This window comes from Streptomyces sp. HP-A2021, assembly GCF_022807935.1.
Classification (GTDB): Bacteria; Actinomycetota; Actinomycetes; order Streptomycetales; family Streptomycetaceae; genus Streptomyces; species Streptomyces afghaniensis.
This window is the reverse complement of the sequence record NZ_CP094344.1, coordinates 7,341,081-7,366,136: the sequence shown is the minus strand read 5'-3', so window position 1 is coordinate 7,366,136 and position 25,056 is coordinate 7,341,081. Positions and strand designations below refer to the sequence as shown.

The window sequence follows — 25,056 nt, the reverse complement described above, 5'->3', positions numbered from 1 at the left end:
CACACACGAACGATTGGGGGGAAGAGTTGCGTGCCCATGTTTTCGTCTCACGTCTCTTCTGCGTTGTGCTGCTCGCTCCGGCTCTGATGGCCATGGGGGCCTGCAAGGGCAACGAGACACGGGAATCCGGCTCGGCCGGGAACACGTCGAGCGGCGTCTCCTTCCGTACTCCACCGCGCGTGGTGGGGAGTTGGTGCGGGGGAACGGACAAGGCGCCGCACTGGACCTACGTCTTCGGCGGCGACGGGCAGTACGTCCGGCGCAATGCGAGCGGGCAGGGTGACTCCGGGATGGCGCGCTTCGACAGTGCGCAGATGACGCTCATCGTCGACGGCCGGCCGGTCATCTCCTACCCGTGGTCCATGTACTCCGACCCGACCCTGGGCGACCTGCTGTACATCGACGGCTTCAGCTACGTACGGGGGAAGTGCTCATGACCAGCCCGGGGTTGGGCAGGATCACCGGCCGGCGGCTTCGCGCGCCGCTCCTCACGTTCGTGGTGCTGCTGCTTTCCGGCGTCGCTGCCTGTTCGGACGGCGGCACCGGTGAAGGGCCCTCGACGCCCGGCTCACGAACCAGGGCCGCCACGCCCCGGGACCTCGTGGGGGCGTGGGAGAGCGCGCAGCCGGGCAGCAACACCACACTGGCGTACCGGTTCACGGACGAGGGGAAGTACAAGTACTTCGGGATGACCTCGTATCCCATGGGACAGGAGGTCTACCAACTCATCCACGTGGTCGAGGGGACGTACGAGGCCTCGACGGACGCCCTCGTCCTCAAGCCCCACTCCGCGACCCTGACGAGGAAGAACCCCGAGAACCCCGAGCGGGACTTCACGAGCAGCCCCGCCCCGTTCAAGACGGAGCGCTTCGAGTGGAAGATCGCGGATCGGGAACTGTCGCTCATCCGTGAGGACGAAACGCGCTTCACCTTCAGGTGGGTGTCGGAATGACGAGCCCCGCGCCCACCGGCCCGGCCGGCTCGTCTCCGTCCCGGCGGCGGTTCTGTCTGCGTACGCGTGTTCAGTTCGGGCTGATAGCCGCGATCGCGCTGGCGACGCTGCTGGCCACCTGGCAGTTCAAGATGGCCGGGGACTCCTATCAGGACGCGGTCGCCGAGGAACTCAAACTGCACGCGGCGGTGCAGGAGGAGGCCCGGCACGTGTACGCCGACGAGGCACCGCTCGCGTTCAGAGTGGCGGCTGCCACGACCCGGGCCGAAGCGCTCCAGGCGCTCAAGGACGACGGCCGGCTCGCGGCATCGGAGTTCTATCTGGCCGAGCAGGAGGCGGTCAGCCTCCGTCACAGTGCCGCCCCTGAGAGCATCATCGGCACCGATCAGTACCTGGATCCCCGGAAGGGCTACGACGTTCCCCGTCGCCTGGCCCACCAGGAGGAACGGACTCCGGGCGTCTACCGCCTCTCACCGGACAAGACGATGGCGGAGGGCGACAGCTGGGCGGCGTGGGGGCGTGTCTCCCTGGCCGTGGCCGGCGCGGCGATCCTCTCGGCCCTGGTCGCCGCGAGCGTTCTGCGCCCCGAGTCGTGGCGCAACCCGCCATCCACCGGTCGGCCGCGCCGCTTCCTGAGAGGTGTCGACCCCATTCCGCAGCCGGCGACCGCCCCGTGCGCACACCGACGCGGCACCTGGATGCACCTGCTCGTGGTCCTGCTGCTGTTCCTGCTGCCCCTGCTCCAGTTGGCGGCCGCCTCCGGCGAGCAGCGTGCGCAGGCCGAGGCGTCCCGCCAGGCACTCCGGCTCGGAGCCGCCATCGTGGCCAGCGGACAGCGGCAGGCCTTTCTGGCGCAAGCCGTCACCGCGTCCCAGGTCGCCGATATCCATGCGGCGGCCCGCGAAGCCGCGGTCCTCTACCAGGAGGACACTCCTGGCGCAGTACACGAACGGGCCGTCGCCGCAGCCGAGACGCGGCATGCCTCCCGGTTGCGTCTCACGGCGGAGTACATGGGCCGCCCACCCGGCGTCCGCGACGGCGTTTCCTCCGCGTCCGTGGTCGCCCTGCGGGCCCGGCCCGAAGACTGGCCGGAGATGCGGGCCGAGCAGAACCGCCAGAAGGAGGCGGCGGACGCGGCCGGTGATCGAGGCCTGTACCTCGCCGCAGCCACCGCGCTGGCGCTGGTGGCGGAGTTCCTGGCAGCCGCTTTCCTGGAGTCCGGACGCCTGTCGAGAATGGCCTGGCCCACGGCGATCGCCGCGCTCTCACTCGGCGTCATGACGTGGACCATGCTCGGGTGAAGGAGCCTCAGCTGTCGTGTACCGCATCGCGTCCCAGGGGCCGGCGATCAGAGGGCCGACTCCACGGCGCGGGCGAAGAGTGCTTCCGCGTCGGCGGTCGCCCGGGCGAGGAGGTCCGGACTCGCCGTCAGGTTCCCGACCAGTGCGTCCGCTTCATCCAGCCCGGCACGCGCGACGAGGCCCTTCTCGTTCGTGACCCACTCCCCCCGTGCCGCCAGCACCGCGTGCGCCGTCTGGGTCGCGGCGAGGGCGATCGCGCCCGCGACCTGGGTGACGGCGCCTTTCGGGGCGTGGCCCGCCTTCGCATACGCGAGGGTGGCCGTGGCCATGCCGTGCCAGTGGGCCGGGGCGGTCTCGCGCAGGGCCGGCGGGTAGGCCGCGGGGCGCGGCAGTTCGCCCCGCAGCACCTTGTTGATCGCGAGTTCGGCGGCGAGCAGATACGTCGGGATGCCCGCCAGGTGGAACATCAGCGGTTCTACGCGGAAGCGGCCCTCTTCCGCTTCCGCCACCTCATGTTCGACGACGTCGAGATCGCGGTAGTGCACGTCCACGCGCCGGCCGTCGACGGTCAGCCAGGCGCCGCCGTTGAAGACGCCGCCGCCCCACGCGCCGAGTTCGGAGACCTCGCCTTCCCAGCCGACAGCCCGCAGGTCGTCCGGATCGAAGGCGCCCCGGTAGTAGATCGCCAGGTCCCAGTCGCTGTCCGGGCGTTCGGTGCCCTGGGCTCGGGAGCCGCCGAGGGTGACGGCCTTGACGGTCGGGAGGGCGGCGAGGCGGTCGGCTGTCGTGCCGAGGAAGGTCTGGTCCGGGAGGGTGGGCACGGGCACTGCTCCTGGGCGGGCGGGTGACGGGGTCCGGAGAAGCGTAGGGGGACGGCCCGGTCGGGGTGAACCGAAATACGGGTGCGTCCGCGTGCCGGGGCTCGCATGATCGGTGGGTTGCCCTCGGCTGCCGCCCGTAGATCGGAGATCCCCGTGATCCAGCGAGTCACTGTCCCGAGCCTGTTTCCACCGCCCACGTACTCCCACGCCTCCGTCGTGGAGGCCGGCACGAAACTCGCCTTCCTCGCCGGGTCCGTCCCACTGGACGCCGACGGCGAACTCGTCGGCCCCGGGGATCCCGTGCGGCAGGCCGAGCAGGTGATCGACAACCTTCGCGAGCAACTACGCGCCGTCGGCAGCGACCTGGCGCACGTCGTGGCGACCGACGTGTACGTCGTGGGCAGTGAGCCGGCCGTGCTGTCCGCCGTCTGGGGCGTCGTCGAGGCGTCCGGGCTCAGTGCCGGTCCGCACTCGTCGACGCTGATCGGCGTGGCGTGCCTCGGGTACACGGGGCAGCTGGTGGAGATTACGGCGACAGCGGTCGTGCCCGGCGAGCCGCCGGCCTGAGGCCTGAGGAGAACGCCATGTTGATCGAACACCGAGGGCGGCGCCCCGTCGTCCCCGAGTCCGCGTACGTCGCCCCGACGGCCGTCCTGTGCGGGGCGGTCGTCCTCGGTGAGCGCAGCCGGGTGCTGCACGGGGCCGTGCTCACCGCCGAGGACGGGGAGGTGCGAGTGGGCTCGGACGTCGTCGTCATGGAGAACGCGCTGGTGCGGGGGCGGGCCCGGCACCCCACGGTGATCGGTGACACCGTGCTCGTCGGCCCGCACGCCCATGTCAACGGGGCGACCCTGGAGGACGAGGTCTTCGTGGCCACCGGCGCCTGCGTCTTCCCGGGCGCCGTCGCGAGTGCCGGATCCGAACTGCGGATCCACAGCGTGCTGCACGTCAACTCCGTGCTGCCGCCCGGCACCGTCCTGCCCATCGGCTGGATCGCGGCGGGAGCGCCCCGGGCCCGGCTCTTCGCCCCCGGCGAGCACGACGAGCTGTGGCAGGTGCAGGAGGCGCTGGACTTCCCCGGCACGGTGTACGGCATCCCGCGCGGCACGTCGATGCGGGAGGTCATGGCCCGCCAGGTGGCGTTCTACGGGGCTCATCACGACGACGTCACACTCGACGACGGCCCGGCATGACTCGGCATGACCCGGTGTGGCCTAGGGCCTGTCGGGCCTCCCCCACACCCTCCGTTTCGCCAGCGGCTCGGCGTAGCTCCCCACTCGGCTCGTCCTCAGCCCCAGCGCCACCAGCGATTCCGCCAGTTTGACCGCGGCGGCGACCCCGTCGACGACGGGCAGGCCCAGCTTCTCGCCGACCAGCCGCTGCAACCCCGTCATGCCGGCGCAGCCCAGCACCAGTACCTCGGCCCCTGCCGCGCACGCCCGCTCGGCGGCGGCCAGGAACGCCGTCTCGGTGCGCTCGTCGTCGCCGAGGTCGAGCACGTTCAGGCCCGTGCCGACGATCGCGGCGCAGTTCCGGGCCACGCCCGCCGTCTCCAGGCTGTCCTCGATCTGGCCGACGGACCTCTCCAGCGTGGTGACCACGCCGTAGCGGCGGCCCAGCAGACAGGCCAGGTGCGCGGCCGCCTCGGTGATGTCGACGACCGGTACGTCCACCAGTTCCCGGACGCCCTCGCGCCCGTGCTCCCCGAAGCCGGCCATGACCACGGCGTCGTAGGGCGGTCCGTCGTAGGTGCGCAGTGTGTCCAGGACGGCCGCGGCGGACAGGTAGCTGTCGAGCCAGCCCTCCGCGGACTCCGGCCCCCAGGCGGGGGTCAGACCGGTCACGGCGGTGCCCGGGCCTGCGGCGGCCCGGGCACCTCGTACGATCTCTTCGGTCATCTCCTGCGTGGTGTTGCAGTTGGTGACGACGATCCGCACGTCTCTCAGACCTCCGCGGTGGCGCGCTCGGGGCGGCACAGGGCCGCGTACAGGCCGGCCGCGATGGCCGTGCCGATGAACCAGGAGTAGGGCGCCACGTCGCTGAAGGTCTTCACCAGCGCGAGGACCGCCGCGACACCGGCCGCCGGCAGGAACGCCCACAGTGCCTTCGGGTTGAAGCCCTTGCGGTAGTGGTAGCGGGAGCCGGGTGTGGCGTCGAACAGTTCGTCCACGTTCACCCGGCCGCGCTTGACCCAGTAGTAGTCGACCATGATCACGCCGAACAGGGGGCCGAGGAACGCGCCGAGGCCGCCGAGGAAGTAGTTCACGACGGTCGGGTTGGAGAAGAGGTTCCAGGGCGTGACGAGCAGGGCCGCGACCGTGCTGATCATGCCGCCGACCTTGAAGGTGATCTTCTGCGGCCAGACGTTGGCGAGGTCGTACGCCGGCGAGACGAAGTTGGCGACGATGTTGACGCCCATGGTGGCGATGGCGAAGGTCAGCGCGCCCAGCACCAGCACCCAGGTGTTGCCGATCTCCGCGACGAGGTAGGCCGGGTCCGTGATCTCCTTGCCGAAGACCTCGAAGGCGCCCGCGGTGACGATGACCGACACGATCACGAAGGCCGTGGAGTTGACGGGCAGGCCCCAGAAGTTGCCGCGCTTGACGGACTTGTAGTCGGGCGCGAAGCGGGAGAAGTCGCAGAAGTTGAGCATCAGCGTGCCGTACGTGGCGAGGACCAGGCCGATCGCGCCGAACCACTGGCGCCACTGCTCACCGACGGACACCGGGTGCGGGGTGGAGGTGAGCGAGATCGTCCAGCCGGCCTTGGCGAGGATCCACACGGCCAGCGCGATCATCACGAGCCAGATCGCCGGGCCGCAGAAGTCCTGGAACTTGCGGACCGATTCCATGCCCCGGCTGATGATCGCCGCCTGGACCAGCCACAGCGCGATGAAGGAGACCCAGCCGAGCGCGTCCAGCCCGAGGAACGAGTTGTGCGTCCACGACTCCAGGCTGGGCCAGGCCGCGAGCAGCATCACGTTGACGGCGACGGAGGCCAGGTAGGTCTGGATGCCGTACCACATGATGGCGATCACGGCCCTGATCAGCGCCGGGATGTTGGCGCCCCAGACGCCGAAGGCGATCCGGCTGACGACCGGGAAGGGGACGCCGTGGCGCTGCCCGATCTTCCCCATCCAGTTCATGCCGATGTAGATGATCACGAACCCGACGAGCAGGGACGTGAAGATCTGCCAGACGTTCATGCCGAGGAAGAGCAGTCCGGCGGCGAAGGTGTAGTTGCCGAGGTTGTGGACGTCGGACATCCACATGGCGAAGAGGTCGAAGACCTTCCAGTTGCGCTTCTTGGCGGGCGCGAGGTCTTCGTTGGTGAGCCGGGGATCGGGGACGAACGCTGGTGTGCCGGTGGCTTCGGCACGGTCGGCGAGGGACACGGGGGCCTCCATGAGCAAGGGGACGAAGGAGGACTGCTCTATGAGGGGTTTGGTATACCAAACTGCGCACATGGTCTCGCCGTCAACCGTTCTGACCGATGTCGCTCTTGTTAACGCTCCGTAAAAGAGGCTCCGCGTCGGCGAGGATGGGTTCCATGACGAAGATCGAACCCCTCGGAGCGGTGCGCGAACGCGTCACGGCCGACCTGCGGCAGGAGATCATCGCGGGCAGCCTCCGTCCCGGCGACCGCCTGGTCGAACGCGAGCTGGCGGAGCGCTTCGGCGTCTCGCGCGTTCCGGTCCGGGAGGCGATCCGGGCGCTCGTCGCCGAGGGCTTCGTCCACTTCGAGACGCCCCGCCGCACGGTCGTACGCCGTCTCACCCCGAACGATGTCAAGGAACTGTTCGAACTGCGCGAGGCCCTGGAGGTCTACGCCGCCGGACTCGCCGCGTCCCGCGCGACATCGCAGGACCTGGCCGAGGTCCAGGAGCTCCTCGACCGGGCGGCCGCCGCCACCGAGGCCGGGGACGCCGAGCTGATCACGGACCTCAACAGCCGCCTGCACGACCGCATCGTGGCGATGGCCGCCAACAGCCTGCTGACCGAGGCCCTGGAACCGGTCGCCGGGCGGCTGCGCTGGATGACCCGGCGCAACGAGGAATGGCCGCAGCTGCTCGTGGAGCACCGCGAGCTGTACGAGGCGATCGCCTCGGGCGACCCGGACCGGGCCCGCGCGCACGCGCTCACACACGTGCGGACCAACTACCGCTCCACGGTGCGGCATCTGTTCGGGGCGGAGGCTTTCGAGGAGGAGACTTTCGGGGAGGAGGCTCCTTAGCCGCTTTCGGTGGGCAGTTCCGCCGCCCGCGCGGCCGTCCGCAGGACGTCACGCAGCATCGCCGGGGTGAGCCGGCCGGTGAAGGTGTTGCGCTGGCTGACGTGGAAGCAGCCGAAGAGCTCCAGGCCGTCCAGGTGGAACCGGGCGCCGTGGCCGAAGGCGGGCCGGGGCCGGGGCACGGACCAGCCCGCCTCCGCGAACGCGGGGAGCGCGGCCTGCCAGCCGAAGGCGCCGAGCACGACCACGGCCCGCAGCGTCGGACGCAGCAGCCGCAGCTCCTGCACGAGCCAGGGGCGGCAGGTGTCCCGCTCCTGAGGGGTGGGTTTGTTCGCGGGCGGGGCGCAGTGCACGGGCGAGGTGACGCGTACGCCGTACAGCTCCAGGCCGTCGTGGGCGTGCTCGGCGGTGGGTCGGGAGGCGAGGCCGACGTCGTACAGCGCCTCGTACAGGACGTCCCCCGAGCGGTCGCCGGTGAACATCCGGCCGGTGCGGTTGCCGCCGTGCGCGGCGGGGGCGAGTCCGACGATCAGCAGCCGGGCGTCCGCCGGACCGAACCCGGGCACCGGCCGTCCCCAGTACGTCCAGTCCGCGTAGGCGGCTCGCTTCGCCCGGGCCACCTCCTCACGCCAGGAGACGAGTCGCGGACAGGCCCGGCAGTCCGCGATGCGCTGGTCCAGGAGGGGAAGACCGCTGGCGTCCATGACTCCACCGTAGGCGGCGGTGGGGCCGCCCCCCTCACCGGGAGGCAGAAGGCTCAGGACAGGCCGGCACGTGAGCCCGGGGTGGTGGTCGTCTCCGGCGCGGACCGTGCCTCGACGCGGCGTAGCCAGAGCAGGGCACCGGACAACAGCACCGCACCGGTCAGCAGCCACGGCAGCGGGCCCGGCCGCAACGCGCCGACGACGAGGCCGGTGAGCGCGCCGACCAGTTGCAGGGCGAGGGACTGGACGGACAGGGCGGTGGCGCGGCCCGCGCCGGCGACGCGGCGGTGCAGCAGGTCGTTCTGGTTCGGGGACGCGGCGCCGATGCCGAGGTAGAGCAAGCAGAAGCCGACGACCGCGAGGGCCGTGGCGAGCGGGTGCGTGGTGGCCGCGGTGACACCGAGCAGCAGCATGCCGCCCGCGCCCGTCCCGAGACAGACCAGCACGGCCCGCTCGCCACTGCCCGCGGTCCGGGCGGCGAGCGGCGCGAGGTGGCTGCCGACACCGTTGCAGACGAAGCCCGCGCAGGCGAGCGCGGCGTACACCATCGCTCCGGAGCCGGGCGCTCCGGTCAGCTCGACGGTGCGGCCCGGGATGAGCAGTTCGATGGTGGCCAGGGCGCAGCCGACGGCCGCGGCGGTGAGCAGAACCCGGCGGACCAGCGTGTCCCGGCCGCCCAGCCGCAGCCCGTCCAGGACGGTGACCGGGACGCCGCGCAGCACCGAACGCAGGGTGGCCGGCGGTCGCGGCGGCTCCCGCAGCACGGCCAGTACGTAGCAGACGAAGACGACCCTGACGGCAGCCGCCAGCAGGATGGGAACGGACAGGGGCAGTACCGCACCGGATGTCGCCTCGCTCAACCGGCCGCCGAGGCCGGGCCCGAGACCGAGCAGCCAGGGCAGGGCACCACCGAGCAGGATGCCGGCCGCGAGCGCGGCGGAGGTCGCGGAGCCGCCCCGGGCAAGGCCCGTGCGCAGCTCGGCGTCCGGGCCGGAGTTCTCCTGGACGGTGTCGACGTACCAGGCCTCGGCGGTGCCGCTGGCCAGGGCCCGGGCCACGCCCATGAGCACCATGCCGGCGGTGAGCACCCACGCGGTGGTACCGAGGCCGACCAGGACGCAGGCGACCACGTTGAGTACACCGGACGTGGCCAGGACCGGCCGGCGACCCACGACGTCGGAGAGCCCGCCCGTGGGCAGCTCCAGCGCGGCCACGGTCAGCGAGTGGGCGGCGAAGAGCCCCGCGACCGCGGCCAGGGACATGCCGCGGTCGCTGAACAGCAGGACCATCGAGGCCAATCCGAGGCCTGCCGGCAGCCATAAGAGCGCGCAGACGGTGACGTAGCGGCGGCGAACGGTCCGCAGCTCGGTCAGCTGGGTCAGCTCGGTCACGAGGCGTCCTCACGGCCCGTCTCCTCGCGGCCCGTGTCCCCACGGTCGTGGGGGGCGAGCGGCAGCCCGGCGGTGAGGAACAGGACGTTCTCGGCGCGGGGGTCGTCCGCGTCCCGGGCCGTCAACTCCTCCAGCTTCCGGGCCACGGCGTCCCAGAGCTCGGTGAGCGACCGGGCCGTCAGCCGGGGCATGAGGTCGCTGATCCCGGACGGCTCCACCCACTCCTGGCCGAACCGCCCGGCGGCCATGTCCGCCTCGTGCCGGGCGAGGGACATCTCCAGGTGCTCCAGCTGCCGCCGCCGCGCCAGGCTGACGAAGGCACGGCCCGCCTCGGAGGACTCCATCGCCTCGTTGCTCCAGGACGTCACGGTGTGCCGGGCACGCCAGCGCCGCTCCCGCCCGTCACGGTGCTCGGCCTCGGCGATGAACGCGTACTTCGCCAGTACCCGCAGGTGGTAACTGGTCGACGCCGACGACTCCCCCGTCCGCGCGGCGAGCTCACTGGCCGTGGCGGGCCCGTCCTGCCGCAGCAGCCCGAGCAGCTGGATGCGCAGGGGGTGGGTGAGGGCCTTCAGGGCGTCCGTGTCGTGCTCGGGGTCGAGTACGCGCTTGTGCTCGTCACTGTCCATGCCGGGAGAGTAGGCCGCCACGGGCATTTACCAAAGAGTTTCTGCAAAACTTGTTTTGCAGAAACGCCTGGAGGCCGGTTCCCCGCCCGGACGGCCCGAAAACCGGTGACTCGAAGGACTAAGGTCGGGGACATGGCTTCTGAAGGCGCGGAGTACGACGGGGCGGGCGACACGAAGGCTGCGGACTCGAAGACCGCGGACTCGAAGACCGCGGACCCGAAGACCGCGGACCCGAAGATCGCGGCGGCCATCGCCGCTGCCGAGGCCGCCGGGCCGCAGAGCGGCCAGACCGTCCGGGTCGACAGCTGGATCTGGGCCGTACGCCTCGTCAAGACCCGTTCCCTGGGCGCCACCGCCTGCCGGGGCGGGCACGTCCGCGTCAACGGCGAGCGCGTGAAGCCGGCCCACGCGGTACGCGTCGGCGACGAGGTACGCCTGCGGCACGAGGGCCGGGAGCGGGTCGTCGTCGTCACACGGCTGATCCGCAAGCGGGTCGGCGCCCCCGTGGCCGCCCAGTGCTACGTCGACAACTCGCCGCCGCCACCGCCCCGCGAGGCCATCACCCCGGCCGGCGTCCGCGACCGCGGCGCGGGCCGCCCGACGAAGCGGGACCGCCGCGAAATGGAACGCCTGCGCGGCCTGGCCGGCCCCGGTCCAGGCCCCGCACCCGGCCCGGGTGGCGGCTTCGGCCCCGGCCCCGGTGGTCCCGGTCCCGGCGGAGGGTCGCACAAACCGAGGCCGTGAGCAGCGCACCTGGCACGGTCACGCCCGGAGCCGCAGCAGGCGCAGCAGCTCCGCGTTGTGCTTCCGCCGCGCCCAGGCGATGAGGACCAGCGGCACCAGCAGGATGACCGGCGTCGCCGCGTACTGCCCGTCCATGACGGCGATCTGGACGACGAACGCGCCCACCATCAGCGCGCCCAGCGCCATCGCCGCCACCGACTGGAGCACGGGGATCAACAGGGCGACCGCTCCGGCCAGTTCGAGCACGCCGATGGTGTACATCCCCGCACTGCCCCAGCCGAGCTTCTCGAACGACTCGGCAGCCGACGGGTGCGCGATCAGCTTGGGCACGGCGCTCGCAATCCCGAACATGAGGGCGAGCAGCACCTGGAGACCACGCAAGGCGATCCGGGCACGCCGCCCGCGGGCGGTCGCGGACTCGGCGGCGAGGACACCGGCCGGGACCGAGGGCGCGGCGGTGGCGGAAGCGTTGGTCTCGGACATGGAGGTCTCCTGGGGGAAGCGGTCCGTGATGATGTCGCAGGGATAGACCGCCCCTCGTCCTGGAACTCATCGCCCTCCGGCGGATTTTCACCGACTCGAGCCGAGCGAAGTGGGTCGGTCGCCCGGCCTCCCCACCCCGTACGACCTCTCACACACCTCAGCCGCCTGGAACGTCCGGCACCGCCCGCACCCAGACCCGGTCCTCCGTCAGGTACCGGTCCACCCTCAGGCCCGTCTCGTTCAGTGCCTCCTCGAATTGCTCCCTGGTCAGCGGTCGTGCCCGGAACGTCTGGGTCCAGACCGCGTCCGGGAACTCGTACTCCGCGCGCACCGAGTTGACCCCGTCGCCGACCGGCTCCGACGACACGATCCGGACGGTGAAACCGCTGGGGTCCACCCGCTCGCGCGGCACGTTCGCGTGGTAGTCCTCGCCCTCCCGCTGGATCAGCACGGAGCCGCCCTCCGCGACATGCCGCACACACGTGCGCAGCAGGCCCCGCCGCACCTCGGCGTCCCCGGCGTGCACGAGGAACGACGCGAGCAGCACCACGTCGAACGTCTCGCCCAGGTCCAGGTCCTCGATCGGGCTGCATATCGTCCGCGCCCCGCGTACGCGCTCCAGCATGTCGGCGGACTCGTCCACAGCCGTGACCTCGAACCCGCGCTCCAGGAGGGCATGGGTCATGCGCCCGACACCGCTGCCCAGCTCCAGAATGCGCGCGCCCGTCGGCACCGCCGCCGCGATGATCTCCGGTTCGTCCCCGACGGGCAGCCGTGAGTAGAACTCCACCGCGCAGCCGTCCGGGGTGATGGCCCCGGGTCCCGTCCCCTCGTACCCCTCACGCATTTTCAGCTCCATGCCCGCCCAACGGACCGCACCCGCACGCCCGTTCCCGTCCGCGCCCTGTTCACCCGCCCGAGTGAACGACGTCCCGCGCCGGCCCGGCTCCCCCGTTGGTCGGCGTCCGCGGCGAGGAGTACGTTGCAGAGAGGAGCGGAGATCGTGATGCGTACAGGCAGTGAACCGACGACCGCGCGCAGTGCCCTGCGGGCGCGCTTCTGGCTGAGCCTGTGGGGGCTGGTCTGGGCGCTCTTCGGGACGGTCGCCTTCACGCTCGCGGGGCGGACCGGCTGGGCCATCGCGTGTGGTGCGCTGCTGCTGGTCGTCACGATCGACCTCGTCATCGTCCTCAGGCACATCCGCCAGGGCCCGCACTACCAGCCGGGCCCCGACATCCCGCCCTACCGTCCACCGCGAGATCGTCCCTGAGGCGGACCGATCACCGCCAGGCCAGGCGGGGAGGGCCGCTCACGAGTCGAAGCGCGCCGCCTTCAGGAACCGCGGGTTCGGATCCAGCGCGGCGGCCAGGCGGAAGTGGCGCTTGGCCTGGTCGGGGCGGTTCTGCCGCTCATATGTGCGGGCGAGCGCGAAGTGCGCGAACGCGTTGTCCGGCTCGCGCTCCAGGACGATCGAGAACTCCAGCTCCGCGGGCCGCAGCTGCGCCGCCGCGAAGAAGGCACGGGCGCGCAGCAGCCGCGCGGCGGTGTTCTCCGGGTGCGCGGCGATGACTCCGTCGAGCAGCTTCACAGCGCCCCGCGGGTCCCGCGCCGCGAGCAGTTGCTCGGCGGCACGGAAGTCGATGACGTGCGTCTCCGGGGTACGTCCGGTCGAACCGCTGGTCTCGGGCACGGCAGAGTCCTTCCCTCACTGCAGGGGTTCAACGCCCCCGCGCGATGCCGCTATTCCTGTGCGGACGGCCGGGACGCCTGCGACCTGCGTGCCAGCTCGGCCCACACGTCCTTCACGCGGCGCTCCAGGTCCGCCAGCGGGACGTCGTTGTCGATGACGATGTCCGCGATCTCCCGGCGCTGCTCGCGTGTCGCCTGGGCGGCCATCCGCGCGTGTGCGTCCTCCTCGGTCATGCCGCGCAGCCGGACGAGGCGGTCGAGCTGGGTTTCGGGGCTCGCGTCGACGACGATCACGACGTCGTACAGCGGCGCCAGGCCGTTCTCTGTGAGGAGCGGGACGTCGTGCACGACGACCGCGTCCGCGGCGGCGGCCTCCTCGAGTTCGCGGGAGCGGGCTCCCACGAGGGGGTGCACGATCGAGTTGAGCGTGGCGAGCTTCGCCGCGTCGGCGAAGACGATGGAGCCGAGCCTGGGCCGGTCCAGGCTGCCGTCGGCCGCGAGCACCTCCTCGCCGAAGGCCTCCACGACCGCGGCGAGCCCCGGGGTCCCCGGTTCGACGACCTCCCGCGCGATGCGGTCCGCGTCGATCAGCACGGCACCGCACTCGACGAGCAGCCGTGACACCTCACTCTTGCCGGCGCCGATACCGCCGGTCAGGCCCACCTTCAGCATGAGCCGAGCCTAGACGCTCCGCTCGGGATGCCGTGTGGAGGGTGCGGGCCGGTGGAGGGCTCGTCGGGCAGTTCCCCGCGCCCCTGTCGGGGCACGGCTGTCAGCCGTCGCCTTCACGCTCCGCCAGGAACTTCTCGAACTCGCGGCCGATCTCGTCCGCCGAGGGGATGTCCACCGGCTCGGCGAGCATGTTGCCCCGGGTCTCGGCGCCCGCGACCGCGTCGTACTGGTGCTCAAGGCCCTCGACGAGTGCGGTGAGGTCCTCGTCGCCCTCGCGGATCTGCCGGTCGATCTCCGTCTGGGTGCGGTGAGCGTCCGAGCGCAGGGCGTGGGCGATGCCCGGCAGCACCAGTCCGGTCGCCGCCGTGATGGCCTCCAGGACCGTCAGTGCCGCGTCCGGGTACGGAGAGCGGGCGATGTAGTGCGGGACGTGGGCCGCGACGCCCAGGACGTCGTGCCCGGCCTGGAGCAGGCGGTACTCGACGAGCGACTCGGCGCTGCCGGGAACCTGCGCCTCCTCGAACGGGCTGCGGTGGCCCGGGACGAGGTCGGTGCGGTTGCCGTGCGGGGTCAGGCCCACGGGCCGGGTGTGCGGGACGCCCATCGGGATGCCGTGGAAGTTCACCGAGAGGCGGACGCCGAGCCGCTCCACGATCTGCTTGACGGCTGCGGCGAAACGCTCCCACTCCACGTCCGGCTCGGGGCCGGACAGCAGCAGGAACGGCGCTCCCGTGGCGTCCTGGACCAGTCGCACCTCGATGGCGGGGTCCTCGTAGTCGCTCCAGCGGTCGCGCTTGAACGTCAGCAGCGGGCGGCGGGCGCGGTAGTCCACGAGCCGGTCGTGGTCGAATCGGGCGACGACCTGGTGGGGCAGCGAGTCGAGCAGCCGGTCGACGATCTGGTCGCCCGTCTCGCCCGCGTCGATGTATCCGTCGAAGTGATAGAGCATGACAAGTCCGGCCGACTCCTGGGCCAGCGCCATGTCGACGACGGCCAGCCCCTTCGGCTCCCATGCGTACAAGCCCTGCGGATCTAGCACAGTGACCGCTCCTCCTCGTGTTCATACTCCACAACGCCGTTGCGGGCATGGGCATTCCCCGGAGAAGGAGAACATTGATCTTGGCAGCTGGGACAGCGCCCCCTGACACACGCTGAGGGCCCGCACCTCGAAAGGTGCGGGCCCTCAGTCAGGAGCTACAGCTCAGTGGGCGTTCAGCTCTGCCCACCCGCCAGCTTCTCGCGGAGCGCGGCGAGCGCCTCGTCCGAGGCCAGCGCGCCGGAGTTGTCCGGGCCCTCGGAGGAGTACGAACCGCCACCGCCGGACGCGGCCGGAGCGGCGGCCTCGCCACCACCCTCGGCAGCGGCCTTCTCGTCCGCCTCGCGGGACTTGATGACCTGCGCCTGGTGCTGCTCGAAGCGCAGCTGCGCCTCGGCGTACTGGCGCTCCCACTCCTCGCGCTGCTTCTCGTACCCCTCGAGCCAGTCGTTGGTCTCGGGGTCGAAGCCCTCGGGGTAGATGTAGTTGCCCTGGTCGTCGTAGGACGCGGCCATGCCGTACAGGGTCGGGTCGAACTCGACCGCGGACGGGTCGGCACCGAAGGACTCGTTGGCCTGCTTCAGCGAGAGGCTGATGCGACGGCGCTCGAGGTCGATGTCGATGACCTTGACGAAGATCTCGTCGTTGACCTGGACGACCTGCTCCGGGATCTCCACGTGGCGCTCGGCCAGCTCGGAGATGTGGACCAGACCCTCGATGCCCTCGTCCACGCGGACGAACGCACCGAACGGAACCAGCTTCGTGACCTTGCCGGGCACGACCTGGCCGATCTGGTGGGTGCGGGCGAACTGCTGCCACGGGTCTTCCTGGGTCGCCTTCAGCGACAGGGAGACGCGCTCGCGGTCCATGTCGACGTCGAGGACCTCGACCGTGACCTCCTGGCCGACCTCGACGACCTCGGAGGGGTGGTCGATGTGCTTCCAGGACAGCTCGGAGACGTGAACCAGACCGTCGACGCCACCCAGGTCCACGAAGGCACCGAAGTTGACGATCGAGGAGACGACGCCGGAACGGACCTGACCCTTCTGGAGGGTCGTGAGGAACGTCTGGCGAACCTCGGACTGGGTCTGCTCCAGCCAGGCACGGCGGGACAGGACCACGTTGTTGCGGTTCTTGTCGAGCTCGATGATCTTGGCCTCGAGCTCCTTGCCCACGTAGGGCTGGAGGTCGCGAACGCGGCGCATCTCGACCAGGGAGGCCGGGAGGAAGCCACGGAGGCCGATGTCGAGGATGAGACCACCCTTGACGACCTCGATGACGGTACCGGTGACGATCCCGTCCTCTTCCTTGATCTTCTCGATGGTGCCCCAGGCACGCTCGTACTGGGCGCGCTTCTTCGAGAGGATCAGGCGGCCTTCCTTGTCCTCCTTCTGGAGAACAAGGGCCTCGATCTCGTCACCGACGGCGACGACCTCGTTGGGGTCGACGTCGTGCTTGATCGAGAGCTCGCGGCTCGGGATCACACCTTCGGTCTTGTAACCGATGTCGAGCAGGACCTCGTCCCGGTCGACCTTCACGATGACGCCGTCGACGATGTCGCCGTCGTTGAAGTACTTGATCGTCTCGTCGATCGCGGCGAGGAAGGCTTCCTCGTTACCGATGTCGTTGACCGCTACCTGCGGGGTGGTGGCGGTGGTCTCGGTGCTGCTCGTCATGTGGGAAAGGGCTCCGGTACGGACATTGAAGTCGTAGGTACTGCTACGCCGGGAGCCCGTTTCGCTCTGCAGAAGCCGGACAGCCAAGGAAGCGCCACACAAGATCGGTGGCGCCTCGACAACCGAGGGGACATACATACAGATGCGAGCGCAGCCTGCTACGTCTGAGGTGCGCAGGCCCGCAGCGCAACTTGTAGCATACGGGGGCAGCCGGGCAGGGTCAATGCGCGAAGCCGCCCACCCGGGGCGGAACACCGCATACCCGGCACAAGTCGTGTCGTCCGAGGCCACGCAGGGCGTGCGACGCCCCTTTCGTGCCCCCTCCGGGACCGGCTGGACGGAAGAGTACGACGAGGGAGCCGATCATCCAAGAGCCCGAAGCGTCCGAACCGGAGGCGACCCGGCGTGACGCAGATGTCACGGAGAGCTCCCGGGCCAACCGGGGCTGGTGGGACCGCAACGCGGACGAGTACCAGACCGAGCACGGCACCTTCCTCGGTGACGACCGCTTCGTGTGGGGCCCCGAGGGTCTGGACGAGGTGGAGGCCGAGCTGCTCGGCCCGCCGGAGGAGCTGAAGGGCAAGGACGTCCTGGAGATCGGCGCGGGCGCGGCGCAGTGCTCGCGCTGGCTGGCCGGCCAGGGAGCCCGCCCGGTGGCCCTGGACATCTCGCACCGGCAGTTGCAGCACGCGCTGCGCATCGGCGGGCCTTTCCCCCTGGTGTGCGCCGACGCCGGAGCGCTGCCCTTCGCGGACGGCTCGTTCGACCTGGTCTGCTCGGCGTACGGGGCGCTGCCCTTCGTCGCCGATCCGCGGCTGGTGCTGCGGGAGGTGCGCCGGGTGCTGCGGCCCGGGGGCCGTCTGGTCTTCTCGGTGACGCACCCGATCCGCTGGGCCTTCCCGGACGAGCCTGGACCGGAGGGACTGTCGGTGTCGGGTTCGTACTTCGACCGCACGCCCTACGTCGAGCAGGACGAGGAGGGCCGCGCTGTCTACGTCGAGCACCACCGCACGCTCGGCGACCGCGTCCGGGACGTGGTGGCCTCGGGCTTCCGGCTGGTGGACCTGGTGGAGCCGGAGTGGCCGGCCTGGAACACGTCCGAGTGGGGCGGCTGGTCGCCGCTGCGCGGGAACCTGATCCCGGGGACGGCGATCTTCGTGTGCGTACGAGACTGAGTGCGTGATCCGTTACGACGCCCTGGACGCCCTGCCCGTGCGCGGTGCCCTGCCGGCCCTGGACGACGCCCTGGAGGGACACGGCACCGCCGTGCTCGTGGCGCCGCCCGGCACCGGCAAGACGACCCTGGTGCCGCTGGCTCTGGCGGGGCTGCTCGGGGAGGGGCCCCGGCGGCGGGTGGTCGTCGCCGAGCCGCGGCGGATCGCGGCACGGGCGGCGGCGCGGCGCATGGCGTGGCTGCTGGGCGAGAAGGTGGGCGAAAGCGTCGGCTACACGGTGCGCGGGGAACGCGTCGTCGGGCGGCACACGCGCGTGGAGGTCGTCACGACCGGTGTGCTGGTGCAGCGGCTGCAGCGGGACCAGGAGCTGGCCGGTGCCGATGCGGTGGTGCTCGACGAGTGCCACGAGCGGCATCTGGACGCGGACACGGCGGCGGCGTTCCTGTGGGACGTACGGCAGACGCTCCGTCCGGAACTGCGGCTGGTGGCCGCCTCGGCGACGACCGACGCGCAGGGGTGGGCCGAGCTGCTGGGCGGCGCTCCGGTGGTCGAGGCCCGGGGGGCGGCGTATCCGGTGGAGGTCGTGTGGGCGCCGCCGGTGCGGCCCGTACGGCCGCCGCACGGGATGCGGGTCGATCCGGCGCTGCTGACGCATGTGGCGTCGGTGGTGCGGCGGGCACTGGCCGAGCGGGACGGGGACGTGCTGTGTTTCCTGCCGGGCGTGGGCGAGATCGCCCGGGTCGCCGGTCAGCTCGGGGAGCTCGGGGACGTCGAGGTGCTCCAGGTGCACGGGCGGGCGCCCGCGGCCGTCCAGGACTCCGTGCTGGCCGGCGGTCAGCGGCGCCGGGTGGTGCTGGCCACGTCGGTGGCGGAGTCGTCGCTGACGGTTCCCGGTGTGCGCGTGGTCGTCGACTCGGGGCTGGCGCGGGAGCCTCGCGTCGACCACGCGCGCGGGCTGAGCGCGCTGACGACGGTACGGGCGTCACAGGCGGCCGGGCGGCAGCGGGCGGGGCGGGCCGGGCGTGAGGCGCCGGGGGCGGTGTACCGGTGCTGGGCGGAGGCCGAGGACGCGCGTCTGCCGCGTTTTCCGTCGCCGGAGATCAAGGTGGCCGACCTGACCGCGTTCGCGCTTCAGGTGGCGTGCTGGGGGGATCCGGACGCGTCCGGGCTGGCGTTGCTGGATCCGCCGCCGGGTGGGGCGATGGCGGCGGCGCGGGATGTCCTGGCGGCAGTCGGGGCCGTCGACTCCGGCGGGCGGGCCACGGAGCGGGGCGCTGCGCTGGCCCGGCTGGGGCTTCATCCCCGGCTGGGGCGGGCTTTGGTGGATTCTGTTCCGTTCGTGGGGGCCGAGCGTGCCTCGGAGGTCGTCGCCCTGTTGAGCGAGGAGCCTCCGCGGGAGTACGGCGATGATCTGGCGGGTGCTTTGCGTCGCGCTCGGCGTGGGGGTGACGCCTATGCCTCGCGGTGGCGGAGCGAGGTTCGGCGACTGCGGGCCGTCGTTTCAGGCGTTTCCCACCCGCCCACCCGTATCTCGGGTCCAGGGGTTGAGGTCGGGAAGTGGGACAACGCCTCGGAGGATCGGCAGGTGGGGCTCGTTGCCGCGCTCGCCTTCCCCGAGCGCGTCGGCAGGGTCGACGGCGGGGCGTGCTTGATGGTGTCCGGGACACGTGCCGAAATCGGCGAGGGCAGCGGGCTGCGGGGGGCCGACTGGGTCGCTGTCGCCGTGGCCGACCGGCCCGTCGGCAAGGGGCACGCGCGCGTGCAGCTCGGGGCTGTCGTCGACGAGGAGACGGCCCGGCTCGCGGCCGGCGCGTTGTTGAAGGAGCGGGACGAGGTCGGGTGGGACGGCGGGGACGTCGTGGCGCGGCGGGTGGAGCGGCTGGGGGCCGTGGAGTTGGCGGTGCGGCCGCTGAGGGACGCCGACCCCGGGCTCGTACGCGGTGCGCTGCTCGACGGGCTGCGGCGGGAGGGGTTCGGGGTGCTGCGGTGGCCGCCGGAGGCCGGTGTCCTGCGGCAGCGGCTGGCGTTTCTGCGGCTGCACCTCGGTGATCCGTGGCCCGACGTGTCCGACGACGCGCTCCACGCGCGCGTGGAGGAGTGGCTGGAGCCGGAGCTGAGCCGGGCCCGTCGGCGGGCCGATCTGGCGCGGATCGACGCCGGGGAGGTGCTCACGCGGCTGCTGCCCTGGGCCTCCGGGGAGGCCGGGCGGCTCGACGAGCTCGCCCCGGAGCGGATCACCGTGCCGAGCGGGTCGAGGATCCGCATCGACTACTCCCGGCCCGAGCAGCCCGTACTGGCGGTGAAGCTGCAGGAGATGTTCGGGCTCCAGGAGTCGCCAAGGGTCGCGGGGGTGCCGCTGCTCGTGCATCTGCTGTCCCCGGCCGGGCGTCCGGCGGCCGTCACCGCCGACCTCGCCTCGTTCTGGGAGGACGGCTACAAGGCCGTGCGGGCGGAGCTGCGCGGGCGGTATCCGAAGCACCCGTGGCCCGAGGACCCGGCCGGGGCCGAGCCGACCCGGCACACCAGCGCCAGGCTCAGGCGCTGACCACCGCACGGCTCAGGCGCTGACCGGTGACGGTTCCTCGGCCTCCGTGGGGGCCGGGCCGGACGGGCGGCGGCTGCGGGCCTCCAGGTACAGCGCGAGGGCCAGCAGGAGGACGCCGAGGGTCAGGGTCCCCCAGGGCAGGTAGGACGTCAGCAGCAGGATGAGCAGGCGCTGGGACTTCACCAGGTCGACCGTGTGCGTGATGTAGTCCTCGCGCATCTTCACGTGCCCGGCGAACGCGGTCACCTTGTCGCGGTCGCCGAGGAGGGTGCCGCCGCGCAGTTCCTCCTTGTGGAGTTCCTCTCCGTAGACGGGGGCGCCGGTGAGGGGTTCGACCCAGAACTTGCGGACCGTGGTGTACCAGCGGGTCGTGCCGGTCCCGGCGACCGACTCGGGGGTCAAGCCCTCCACGGGCAGCGTCTTCGGGATCCGCACCTTGGTCCAGGGGATGGTCTGCTCGAAGTAGTAGACCTCCAGGCCGCGGAAGTCCTGGGTGCCCTTGTAGTGGATGGGGGCGGTGACGCGGGCCTGGGCGTCGAAGTACTCGTAGTCCCGTTTCTCCGTGAGGAACGGCCATTTGAACTCGATGCCCTCGCGGCGCACCGGGTCGCCGTCGACCGTCTCGCCGGTGGCGTGGACGGGTTCCTGGGTGTGGGCGTCGAAGATGTAGCGCTCGGGGATCTTCGACACCATCTCGCCGTCGGGGCCGACGACGTAGGACAGGCCGTCCCAGACGACCACGTCACGGCCCGCCGACTCCTCGATCCGGTCGGAGGCCTCGACGTTGCCCTTGAGGGTCTGCACGATGGTGACCTTGGGGACCGTGCGGGCCCGCATCGTGCCGTAGTCGAGGAGGGTGGCGTTCTCCGCCTCCAGGACCATGTCCTGGTACTGGTGCGCGGGGACCTTGGCGAGGCGCGGGAAGGCGTACCAGCGCAGCAGCGGGGACAGTGCCGCGAAGAACACGGCGAGGGCGAGCAGGACCAGGCCGGCCTTGCGGCGCATCTCGGCCTCCCTCCCGGGCGGGCGGTCAGGGGTGTGCGGGCACCGTCGTCAGCAGCGGCTTCGGGGACGTCCCGCCCGAGGGGGTGCCGAAGGCGGTCAGCGTCAGGACCACGGCGAACGCGACGGCGAGACCGGTGGCGGCGGCGACGAGTACGCGCATGCGGGGCCTCCCCACGGTTGAGCTGATACACCGTCAGGTTTCTCGGCACCGTAGCAACGCACGGCGGAGATGAGAACACGTTGCACACACAACGACGCCCCTCTTGAAAAGAGGGGCGTCGTCCGTCGTACCTGAGAGCTACGCGCTCGGGCCGGCCGAAGGGCTCGGCGAGGACGTCTCGGCAGCCGCCACGGTCAGTTCGACGGTGAGCGTCGCCCCGCCCTCGGTGTTGACGCGGAGCAGGAACGTGCCGGTGGTGTCGTCCGCGTAGAGCTTGGGCAGTTTCAGCAGGCCCTTCGCGTCCGTCTTCAGGCCCGTCAGGGTGCGTACGGCCTTGCCGTCGGCGTCCTTGAAGTAGGGGCCCTTGTCGTTGACGGTCGGATCGTCCGCCGACTTGATCAGCGTGGCGGTGGCCGCGACGCCGTCCGCGACGGCGCCCTTGTACGTGGCCTTCACCTCGACCTGGTTCGCGAACTCGCCGCCCGGGGTGCAGGTCAGCGCGGCGTCACCGGTGCGGGCCAGGGTGTCGGCGGCGCGCTCTGTGACGGTGGCCGTGTAGTCGAGGCCCGCGACCGTACGGCCCACGACGGTGGCCCGGACGGTGACGTCGCCCGTCTTCTCCCCCGCCTGGAGTGCGGGCGCGACGGCCACTCCGGAGCTGTTGGTGGCAACCGTGGCCACGCTCTCGCCGCCCGCGAACGTGGTGTCCGTTTCGCCGACGATCGTGAAACGGATCCTGACCTTGGCGACGGCCTTGCCGGCCTTCGTCTCGGCGCGGGTGCTGATCCGCTTGGCGAACGCGTCGCCCGCCATCGCGGTGAGCCTGGCCGTCCCGGCGTCCTCCAGGTGGTGCACCGTGTCGGTGGGCGTGGGAGACGTCGGGGGCGGCGTGCTCGGGGAGTCGGGCGGGGTGGTGGGCGGCTTCGGCGGAGTCGTGGTGCCGCCCCCGCCGGGCTTCTCGGGCCTGGGGCTGGGCTTGGGCTTGGAGCCGCCCGCAGCCGGCGCGCCGGGCGTGGACGGCGTCGACGGTGAGGGGCTCGTTCCGGCGCCGTCGTCGCTGCGGTTGTCGGGCAGCGTGCCGGTGCCGTCGGGGACCTCGTGCGTGCCCTTGCGGTAGTAGTCCAGCCACCGCATGACCAGGTTCAGGTACTCACGCGAGTTGTTGTAGCTGAGGATCGCGCGGTCGAGGTCGTCCTGGTCGGACAGGTCCCAGTTGTTGCGGCACAGGTAGTGGCCGGCGGCGAGCGCGGCGTCGTAGATGTTGTTGGGGTCCTTCTTGCCGTCGCCGTTGGCGTCGCGGCCCGCCCAGGCCCAGGTGGACGGGATGAACTGCATGGGGCCGACGGCCTGGTCGTAGGTGCTGTTGCCGTCGTAGGCGCCGTTGTCGGTGTCCTTGATGAGGGCGAAGCCGTTGCCGTCGAGCTGCGGGCCGAGGATCGGCGAGATGGTGGTGCCCTCGGCGTTGACGCGGCCGCCGCGGGCCTGGCCCGACTCCACCCGGCCGATGGCCGCGAGGAGTTGCCAGGGCAGGTTGCAGCCGGGCTTGGAGTCGCGCAGCGCGGCCTCGGCCTTCTTGTAGGCGTCGAGGACGGTCGCGGGGATGCCCGCCTCCGAGGTCCCGGAGGGGGTGGGGCCCGGCCCCGTGCTCGGTGACGGGCTCGGGCTGTTGAGCGGCGGCAGGTCCGTGTAGTACGGCGAGTTGCCGGTGGCGCTGCCGTCGGAGGCACTCGCGTCGGGTGAGGGTGTGGCGTCCGCGGCCGTCTGTCTGCCGTGGTCGTTCACGCCCGGAGCCTGGGAGGCGGACAGGGCCGCGACCGCAACCGCGGCCACGGCGGTGGTTGCCGCCCCCTTGCGCAGCCTCCTGCCGAATTGCGCCGCCATAGAGTGAACCCCTCCCGTGGACGCCCGAGCGCCCGTCTCCGTCTGTCGCGCGCTTGTGTTGCGTACGCGTACTTCTGTTGCGCTCGCTCTGTTGTGACGATCGACCGGCCCGAGTGGTTGCCCTCCCCGGGCCTGTCTCCTGCCACCGGCACGGTGACCCTGGCGACCCTACGACAACTTCCTTTGCTCGGGCACCCGTTCGTGCCCGTTTTTCACCAGTTGGTCATGTGGCCGGCAGGCTGGGCGGCCGGTGAATCGGCATCCCGCATACTGGGCCCTTCGATCGCCCTGGCAACGACCGTCACGAGGAGCCGAGTTGCCGTTCACACTGAGCCACGCGGCAGCCGTACTGCCCGCCGTACGCACCGACGGCACCGGCCGGGGCCCGCTGGTGCCCGCCGTGCTCGTGGCGGGTTCCTTCGCGCCCGACATGACCTATTACGCGGCGAGTGTGGTGTCCGGGGCGATGGAGTTCGGTGACGTCACGCACTCGTTCCCGGGTGTCTTCACGGTCGATGTGCTCGTCGCCTGGGCGCTGGTGGGGATGTGGCTGCTGGTGCGCGAACCGCTTGTGGCGCTGCTGCCGCGGGCCCGGCAGGGACGGGTCTCCGCGCTGGTGCGGTGCGGGACGCCACGCGCGCGTGTGCGGCCGCCCCTGGTGCTGCGGTGGTACGTGTCCGCGGTGCTCGGCGCGCTGACGCACGTCGTGTGGGACGCGTTCACGCATCTCGACCGGTGGGGGATGCGGGTGTTTCCGGTGCTGGGCCGGGAGGTGGCGGGCTCGCCGCTGTACTGGTACTTGCAGTACGGCGGTTCGGCGGTGGCCGCTGTCGTGATCGCCGTGTTCTTGGCGCGGGCCGTGCGGCGGGCGCCGGTGCGCGAGCCGGTGGGGGTCCCGGCGCTGTCGGTGCGGGACCGGTGGCTGGCCGGTGCGGTGATCGGCGGCTTCGCGCTGGTGGGGGCGGTGCAGCGGGCGTCGCGGTGGTGGGCCTACTGGGGTTCGAGCGCGAAACCGTGGGAGATCGTTCCGACGGTGTGCTTCGGGGCGGGCGCGGGGCTCGTCCCGGCGCTGCTGCTGTACGCCGTGGGGGTCAGGGCGTGGCGTCCGGCTCCGGTCCCGGCCCCGGGCGGTCCTGGCCGCGTCGATGACGCGGAGCCGAGCCGGTCGGCCGCTCGCTGAGCGGCTCGGTCGTCGTGATGTACACGGTGATGGTGGTGTGCGCAGGGCGGCGGGGCCGTGGCAGCAGGGTGAGGACGAGCGTCAGGTAGCTGCGGGCCAGGTCCGCCCAAGGGCGGCCGGTCCTGCCCCGGCGCTCGGCACTGCCCGGTTGCTGAGCGGCCGGGGCCGGGCCGCCGGTGAGACCGAGGATGGCGGACACGTCTCCGGCCCCGGCGAGACCCGGGACGGCGGACACGTCGCGGGCGCCCGTGACACCCGGGACGGCCGTCACGTCGCCGGCGCCGGTGCGCCCGGTCGCGGCGGGCACCACGGCGGCGCGCGTGAGGCCGGCCGGCCGCCCACCGTCGGCCAGGCGCTGTCTGAGGTCCGCCGTCGTGCGGCGCAAGACAGTGGTGAGACCGGCGGGGACGCGGACCGTGCTTGCGGCGACCGCGAACGGCGGGACCGGCGGGAGCACCACGCCTGGGGCCGTACCGCGGAGGAGCGTGCGTATACCCATGGCCGCATCTTTGCGACCGCCAGAGGCGGCGGCCCTTTCTCGTGGGCCACGCGAGTGACGGATCCGCGGGCGTTCCGCGGGGACAGGGGGCGGGTCGGCAGCGGTGACCAGCGTCGTCACGCGGCGTGGCCCCCGGCCCGAGCTCGGCCGAGGGCACCCCGCGTCGTCTCCTCCGGGACCGCTTCGCGCAGCGCGGGACTGGTGCGCACAGCGCTGCGGACTGTTGCGCACAGCACACCGGCCTGGTGCGCACAGCACACCGGCCTGGTGCGCACAGCGGTCC

General features: G+C 71.8%; 27 protein-coding genes. 11 read left to right on the top strand and 16 right to left on the bottom strand.

Going from position 1 to position 25,056, the window contains the following annotated elements; translation table 11 throughout:
* The first annotated feature begins 65 nt into the window (after positions 1-65).
* From MQE23_RS33260 to MQE23_RS33250, 3 genes are read left to right on the top strand one after another with little or no spacing between them, the layout of a single operon-like run.
* Complete coding sequence (locus MQE23_RS33260) at positions 66-437, top strand: hypothetical protein (RefSeq protein ID WP_020275736.1); 372 nt, start codon at positions 66-68, stop codon at positions 435-437.
* Complete coding sequence (locus tag MQE23_RS33255) at positions 434-952, top strand: hypothetical protein (RefSeq protein ID WP_243381031.1); 519 nt, start codon at positions 434-436, stop codon at positions 950-952. Before MQE23_RS33260 ends, MQE23_RS33255 begins: the two co-directional genes overlap by 4 nt.
* Positions 949-2,253, top strand: coding sequence for a hypothetical protein (locus MQE23_RS33250; protein WP_243381030.1), 1,305 nt, complete (start codon positions 949-951; stop codon positions 2,251-2,253). Before MQE23_RS33255 ends, MQE23_RS33250 begins: the two co-directional genes overlap by 4 nt.
* 47 nt (positions 2,254-2,300) lie before the next feature.
* Here the strand turns inward: MQE23_RS33250 and MQE23_RS33245 are convergent, their stop codons facing one another.
* Positions 2,301-3,080 (bottom strand): nucleotidyltransferase domain-containing protein, encoded by a 780-nt coding sequence (locus tag MQE23_RS33245; RefSeq protein WP_020275733.1) that lies wholly within the window; start codon positions 3,078-3,080, stop codon positions 2,301-2,303.
* A 147-nt stretch (positions 3,081-3,227) separates the two neighbouring features.
* Here MQE23_RS33245 and MQE23_RS33240 point away from each other — a divergent pair, with 147 nt between their 5' ends.
* Positions 3,228-3,641: a RidA family protein gene (locus MQE23_RS33240; protein ID WP_037672122.1), complete on the top strand. Its 414-nt coding sequence runs from the start codon at positions 3,228-3,230 to the stop codon at positions 3,639-3,641.
* Positions 3,642-3,658: 17 nt separating this feature from the next.
* Entirely contained in the window at positions 3,659-4,267 is a 609-nt protein-coding gene (locus tag MQE23_RS33235) for a gamma carbonic anhydrase family protein (protein ID WP_243381029.1), read from the top strand.
* A 21-nt stretch (positions 4,268-4,288) separates the two neighbouring features.
* Here MQE23_RS33235 and MQE23_RS33230 read toward each other — a convergent pair whose 3' ends face one another.
* Together MQE23_RS33230 and MQE23_RS33225 are read right to left on the bottom strand one after the other, a co-directional pair.
* Positions 4,289-5,011, bottom strand: coding sequence for an aspartate/glutamate racemase family protein (locus MQE23_RS33230; protein ID WP_020275730.1), 723 nt, complete (start codon positions 5,009-5,011; stop codon positions 4,289-4,291).
* Between the two features lie 5 nt (positions 5,012-5,016).
* Positions 5,017-6,468: an NCS1 family nucleobase:cation symporter-1 gene (locus MQE23_RS33225; protein ID WP_037672121.1), complete on the bottom strand. Its 1,452-nt coding sequence runs from the start codon at positions 6,466-6,468 to the stop codon at positions 5,017-5,019.
* Between the two features lie 146 nt (positions 6,469-6,614).
* Between MQE23_RS33225 and MQE23_RS33220 the strand changes: the two genes are divergently transcribed.
* Positions 6,615-7,307 carry a GntR family transcriptional regulator gene (locus MQE23_RS33220; RefSeq protein ID WP_020275728.1) on the top strand — a complete coding sequence of 231 codons (693 nt, stop codon included), beginning with the start codon at positions 6,615-6,617 and terminating at the stop codon, positions 7,305-7,307.
* Here MQE23_RS33220 and MQE23_RS33215 read toward each other — a convergent pair.
* From MQE23_RS33215 to MQE23_RS33205, 3 genes are read right to left on the bottom strand one after another with little or no spacing between them, the layout of a single operon-like run.
* A complete protein-coding gene (locus MQE23_RS33215; protein WP_020275727.1) occupies positions 7,304-8,008 on the bottom strand; it encodes a uracil-DNA glycosylase in 705 nt (234 codons plus the stop codon). The two genes, MQE23_RS33220 and MQE23_RS33215, sit on opposite strands and share 4 nt — an antisense overlap.
* 53 nt (positions 8,009-8,061) lie before the next feature.
* Complete coding sequence (locus MQE23_RS33210) at positions 8,062-9,399, bottom strand: MFS transporter (protein ID WP_243381028.1); 1,338 nt, start codon at positions 9,397-9,399, stop codon at positions 8,062-8,064.
* A complete protein-coding gene (locus MQE23_RS33205) occupies positions 9,396-10,028 on the bottom strand; it encodes a helix-turn-helix domain-containing protein (protein ID WP_020275725.1) in 633 nt (210 codons plus the stop codon). The genes MQE23_RS33210 and MQE23_RS33205 overlap by 4 nt, the downstream gene beginning before the upstream one ends.
* Positions 10,029-10,160: 132 nt before the next feature.
* Between MQE23_RS33205 and MQE23_RS33200 the strand changes: the two genes are divergently transcribed.
* Positions 10,161-10,772: an RNA-binding S4 domain-containing protein gene (locus MQE23_RS33200; protein ID WP_243381027.1), complete on the top strand. Its 612-nt coding sequence runs from the start codon at positions 10,161-10,163 to the stop codon at positions 10,770-10,772.
* An 18-nt stretch (positions 10,773-10,790) separates the two neighbouring features.
* On the opposite strand, the gene MQE23_RS33195 is transcribed toward MQE23_RS33200, so the two are convergent.
* Entirely contained in the window at positions 10,791-11,255 is a 465-nt protein-coding gene (locus tag MQE23_RS33195; protein WP_243381026.1) for a DoxX family protein, read from the bottom strand.
* A 157-nt stretch (positions 11,256-11,412) separates the two neighbouring features.
* On the bottom strand, positions 11,413-12,102 hold the full coding sequence (locus MQE23_RS33190; RefSeq protein ID WP_037672109.1) for a class I SAM-dependent methyltransferase: 690 nt from the start codon (positions 12,100-12,102) through the stop codon (positions 11,413-11,415).
* A gap of 159 nt (positions 12,103-12,261) precedes the next feature.
* Here MQE23_RS33190 and MQE23_RS33185 point away from each other — a divergent pair, with 159 nt between their 5' ends.
* Entirely contained in the window at positions 12,262-12,525 is a 264-nt protein-coding gene (locus tag MQE23_RS33185) for a DUF6343 family protein (protein ID WP_037672107.1), read from the top strand.
* A gap of 39 nt (positions 12,526-12,564) precedes the next feature.
* Here the strand turns inward: MQE23_RS33185 and MQE23_RS33180 are convergent, their stop codons facing one another.
* The 4 genes from MQE23_RS33180 to rpsA form a co-directional block, all read right to left on the bottom strand.
* Positions 12,565-12,945, bottom strand: coding sequence for a tetratricopeptide repeat protein (locus MQE23_RS33180; RefSeq protein ID WP_020275720.1), 381 nt, complete (start codon positions 12,943-12,945; stop codon positions 12,565-12,567).
* Positions 12,946-12,995: 50 nt separating this feature from the next.
* The gene (gene coaE / locus MQE23_RS33175; protein ID WP_243381025.1) at positions 12,996-13,616 is read right to left on the bottom strand and encodes a dephospho-CoA kinase; all 621 of its coding nucleotides are present in this window, start codon (positions 13,614-13,616) and stop codon (positions 12,996-12,998) included.
* 100 nt (positions 13,617-13,716) lie between these two features.
* Positions 13,717-14,655: a PAC2 family protein gene (locus MQE23_RS33170; RefSeq protein ID WP_037672104.1), complete on the bottom strand. Its 939-nt coding sequence runs from the start codon at positions 14,653-14,655 to the stop codon at positions 13,717-13,719.
* A 173-nt stretch (positions 14,656-14,828) separates the two neighbouring features.
* Positions 14,829-16,328 (bottom strand): 30S ribosomal protein S1, encoded by a 1,500-nt coding sequence (rpsA, locus tag MQE23_RS33165; protein ID WP_020275717.1) that lies wholly within the window; start codon positions 16,326-16,328, stop codon positions 14,829-14,831.
* Between the two features lie 314 nt (positions 16,329-16,642).
* On the opposite strand from rpsA, the gene MQE23_RS33160 reads away from it, so the two are divergent.
* Both MQE23_RS33160 and hrpB read left to right on the top strand, forming a co-directional pair.
* Positions 16,643-17,503, top strand: a complete 861-nt coding sequence (locus MQE23_RS33160) for a class I SAM-dependent methyltransferase (RefSeq protein ID WP_020275716.1) — start codon at positions 16,643-16,645, stop codon at positions 17,501-17,503.
* A gap of 4 nt (positions 17,504-17,507) precedes the next feature.
* Positions 17,508-20,048, top strand: a complete 2,541-nt coding sequence (gene hrpB / locus MQE23_RS33155; RefSeq protein WP_243381024.1) for an ATP-dependent helicase HrpB — start codon at positions 17,508-17,510, stop codon at positions 20,046-20,048.
* Between the two features lie 12 nt (positions 20,049-20,060).
* On the opposite strand, the gene MQE23_RS33150 is transcribed toward hrpB, so the two are convergent.
* The 3 genes from MQE23_RS33150 to MQE23_RS33140 all read right to left on the bottom strand — a co-directional run bounded on the left by MQE23_RS33150 (position 20,061) and on the right by MQE23_RS33140 (position 23,094).
* The gene (locus MQE23_RS33150; protein ID WP_020271550.1) at positions 20,061-21,053 is read right to left on the bottom strand and encodes a DUF3068 domain-containing protein; all 993 of its coding nucleotides are present in this window, start codon (positions 21,051-21,053) and stop codon (positions 20,061-20,063) included.
* A 25-nt stretch (positions 21,054-21,078) separates the two neighbouring features.
* Entirely contained in the window at positions 21,079-21,213 is a 135-nt protein-coding gene (locus MQE23_RS33145; RefSeq protein ID WP_020271549.1) for an SPW_0924 family protein, read from the bottom strand.
* A gap of 138 nt (positions 21,214-21,351) precedes the next feature.
* The gene (locus MQE23_RS33140; protein WP_037668160.1) at positions 21,352-23,094 is read right to left on the bottom strand and encodes a lytic transglycosylase domain-containing protein; all 1,743 of its coding nucleotides are present in this window, start codon (positions 23,092-23,094) and stop codon (positions 21,352-21,354) included.
* A 316-nt stretch (positions 23,095-23,410) separates the two neighbouring features.
* Here MQE23_RS33140 and MQE23_RS33135 point away from each other — a divergent pair, with 316 nt between their 5' ends.
* Positions 23,411-24,274 carry a DUF4184 family protein gene (locus MQE23_RS33135; RefSeq protein ID WP_020271547.1) on the top strand — a complete coding sequence of 288 codons (864 nt, stop codon included), beginning with the start codon at positions 23,411-23,413 and terminating at the stop codon, positions 24,272-24,274.
* On the opposite strand, the gene MQE23_RS33130 is transcribed toward MQE23_RS33135, so the two are convergent.
* A complete protein-coding gene (locus MQE23_RS33130) occupies positions 24,186-24,773 on the bottom strand; it encodes a hypothetical protein (protein ID WP_128092517.1) in 588 nt (195 codons plus the stop codon). The two genes, MQE23_RS33135 and MQE23_RS33130, sit on opposite strands and share 89 nt — an antisense overlap.
* Positions 24,774-25,056 lie beyond the last annotated feature (283 nt).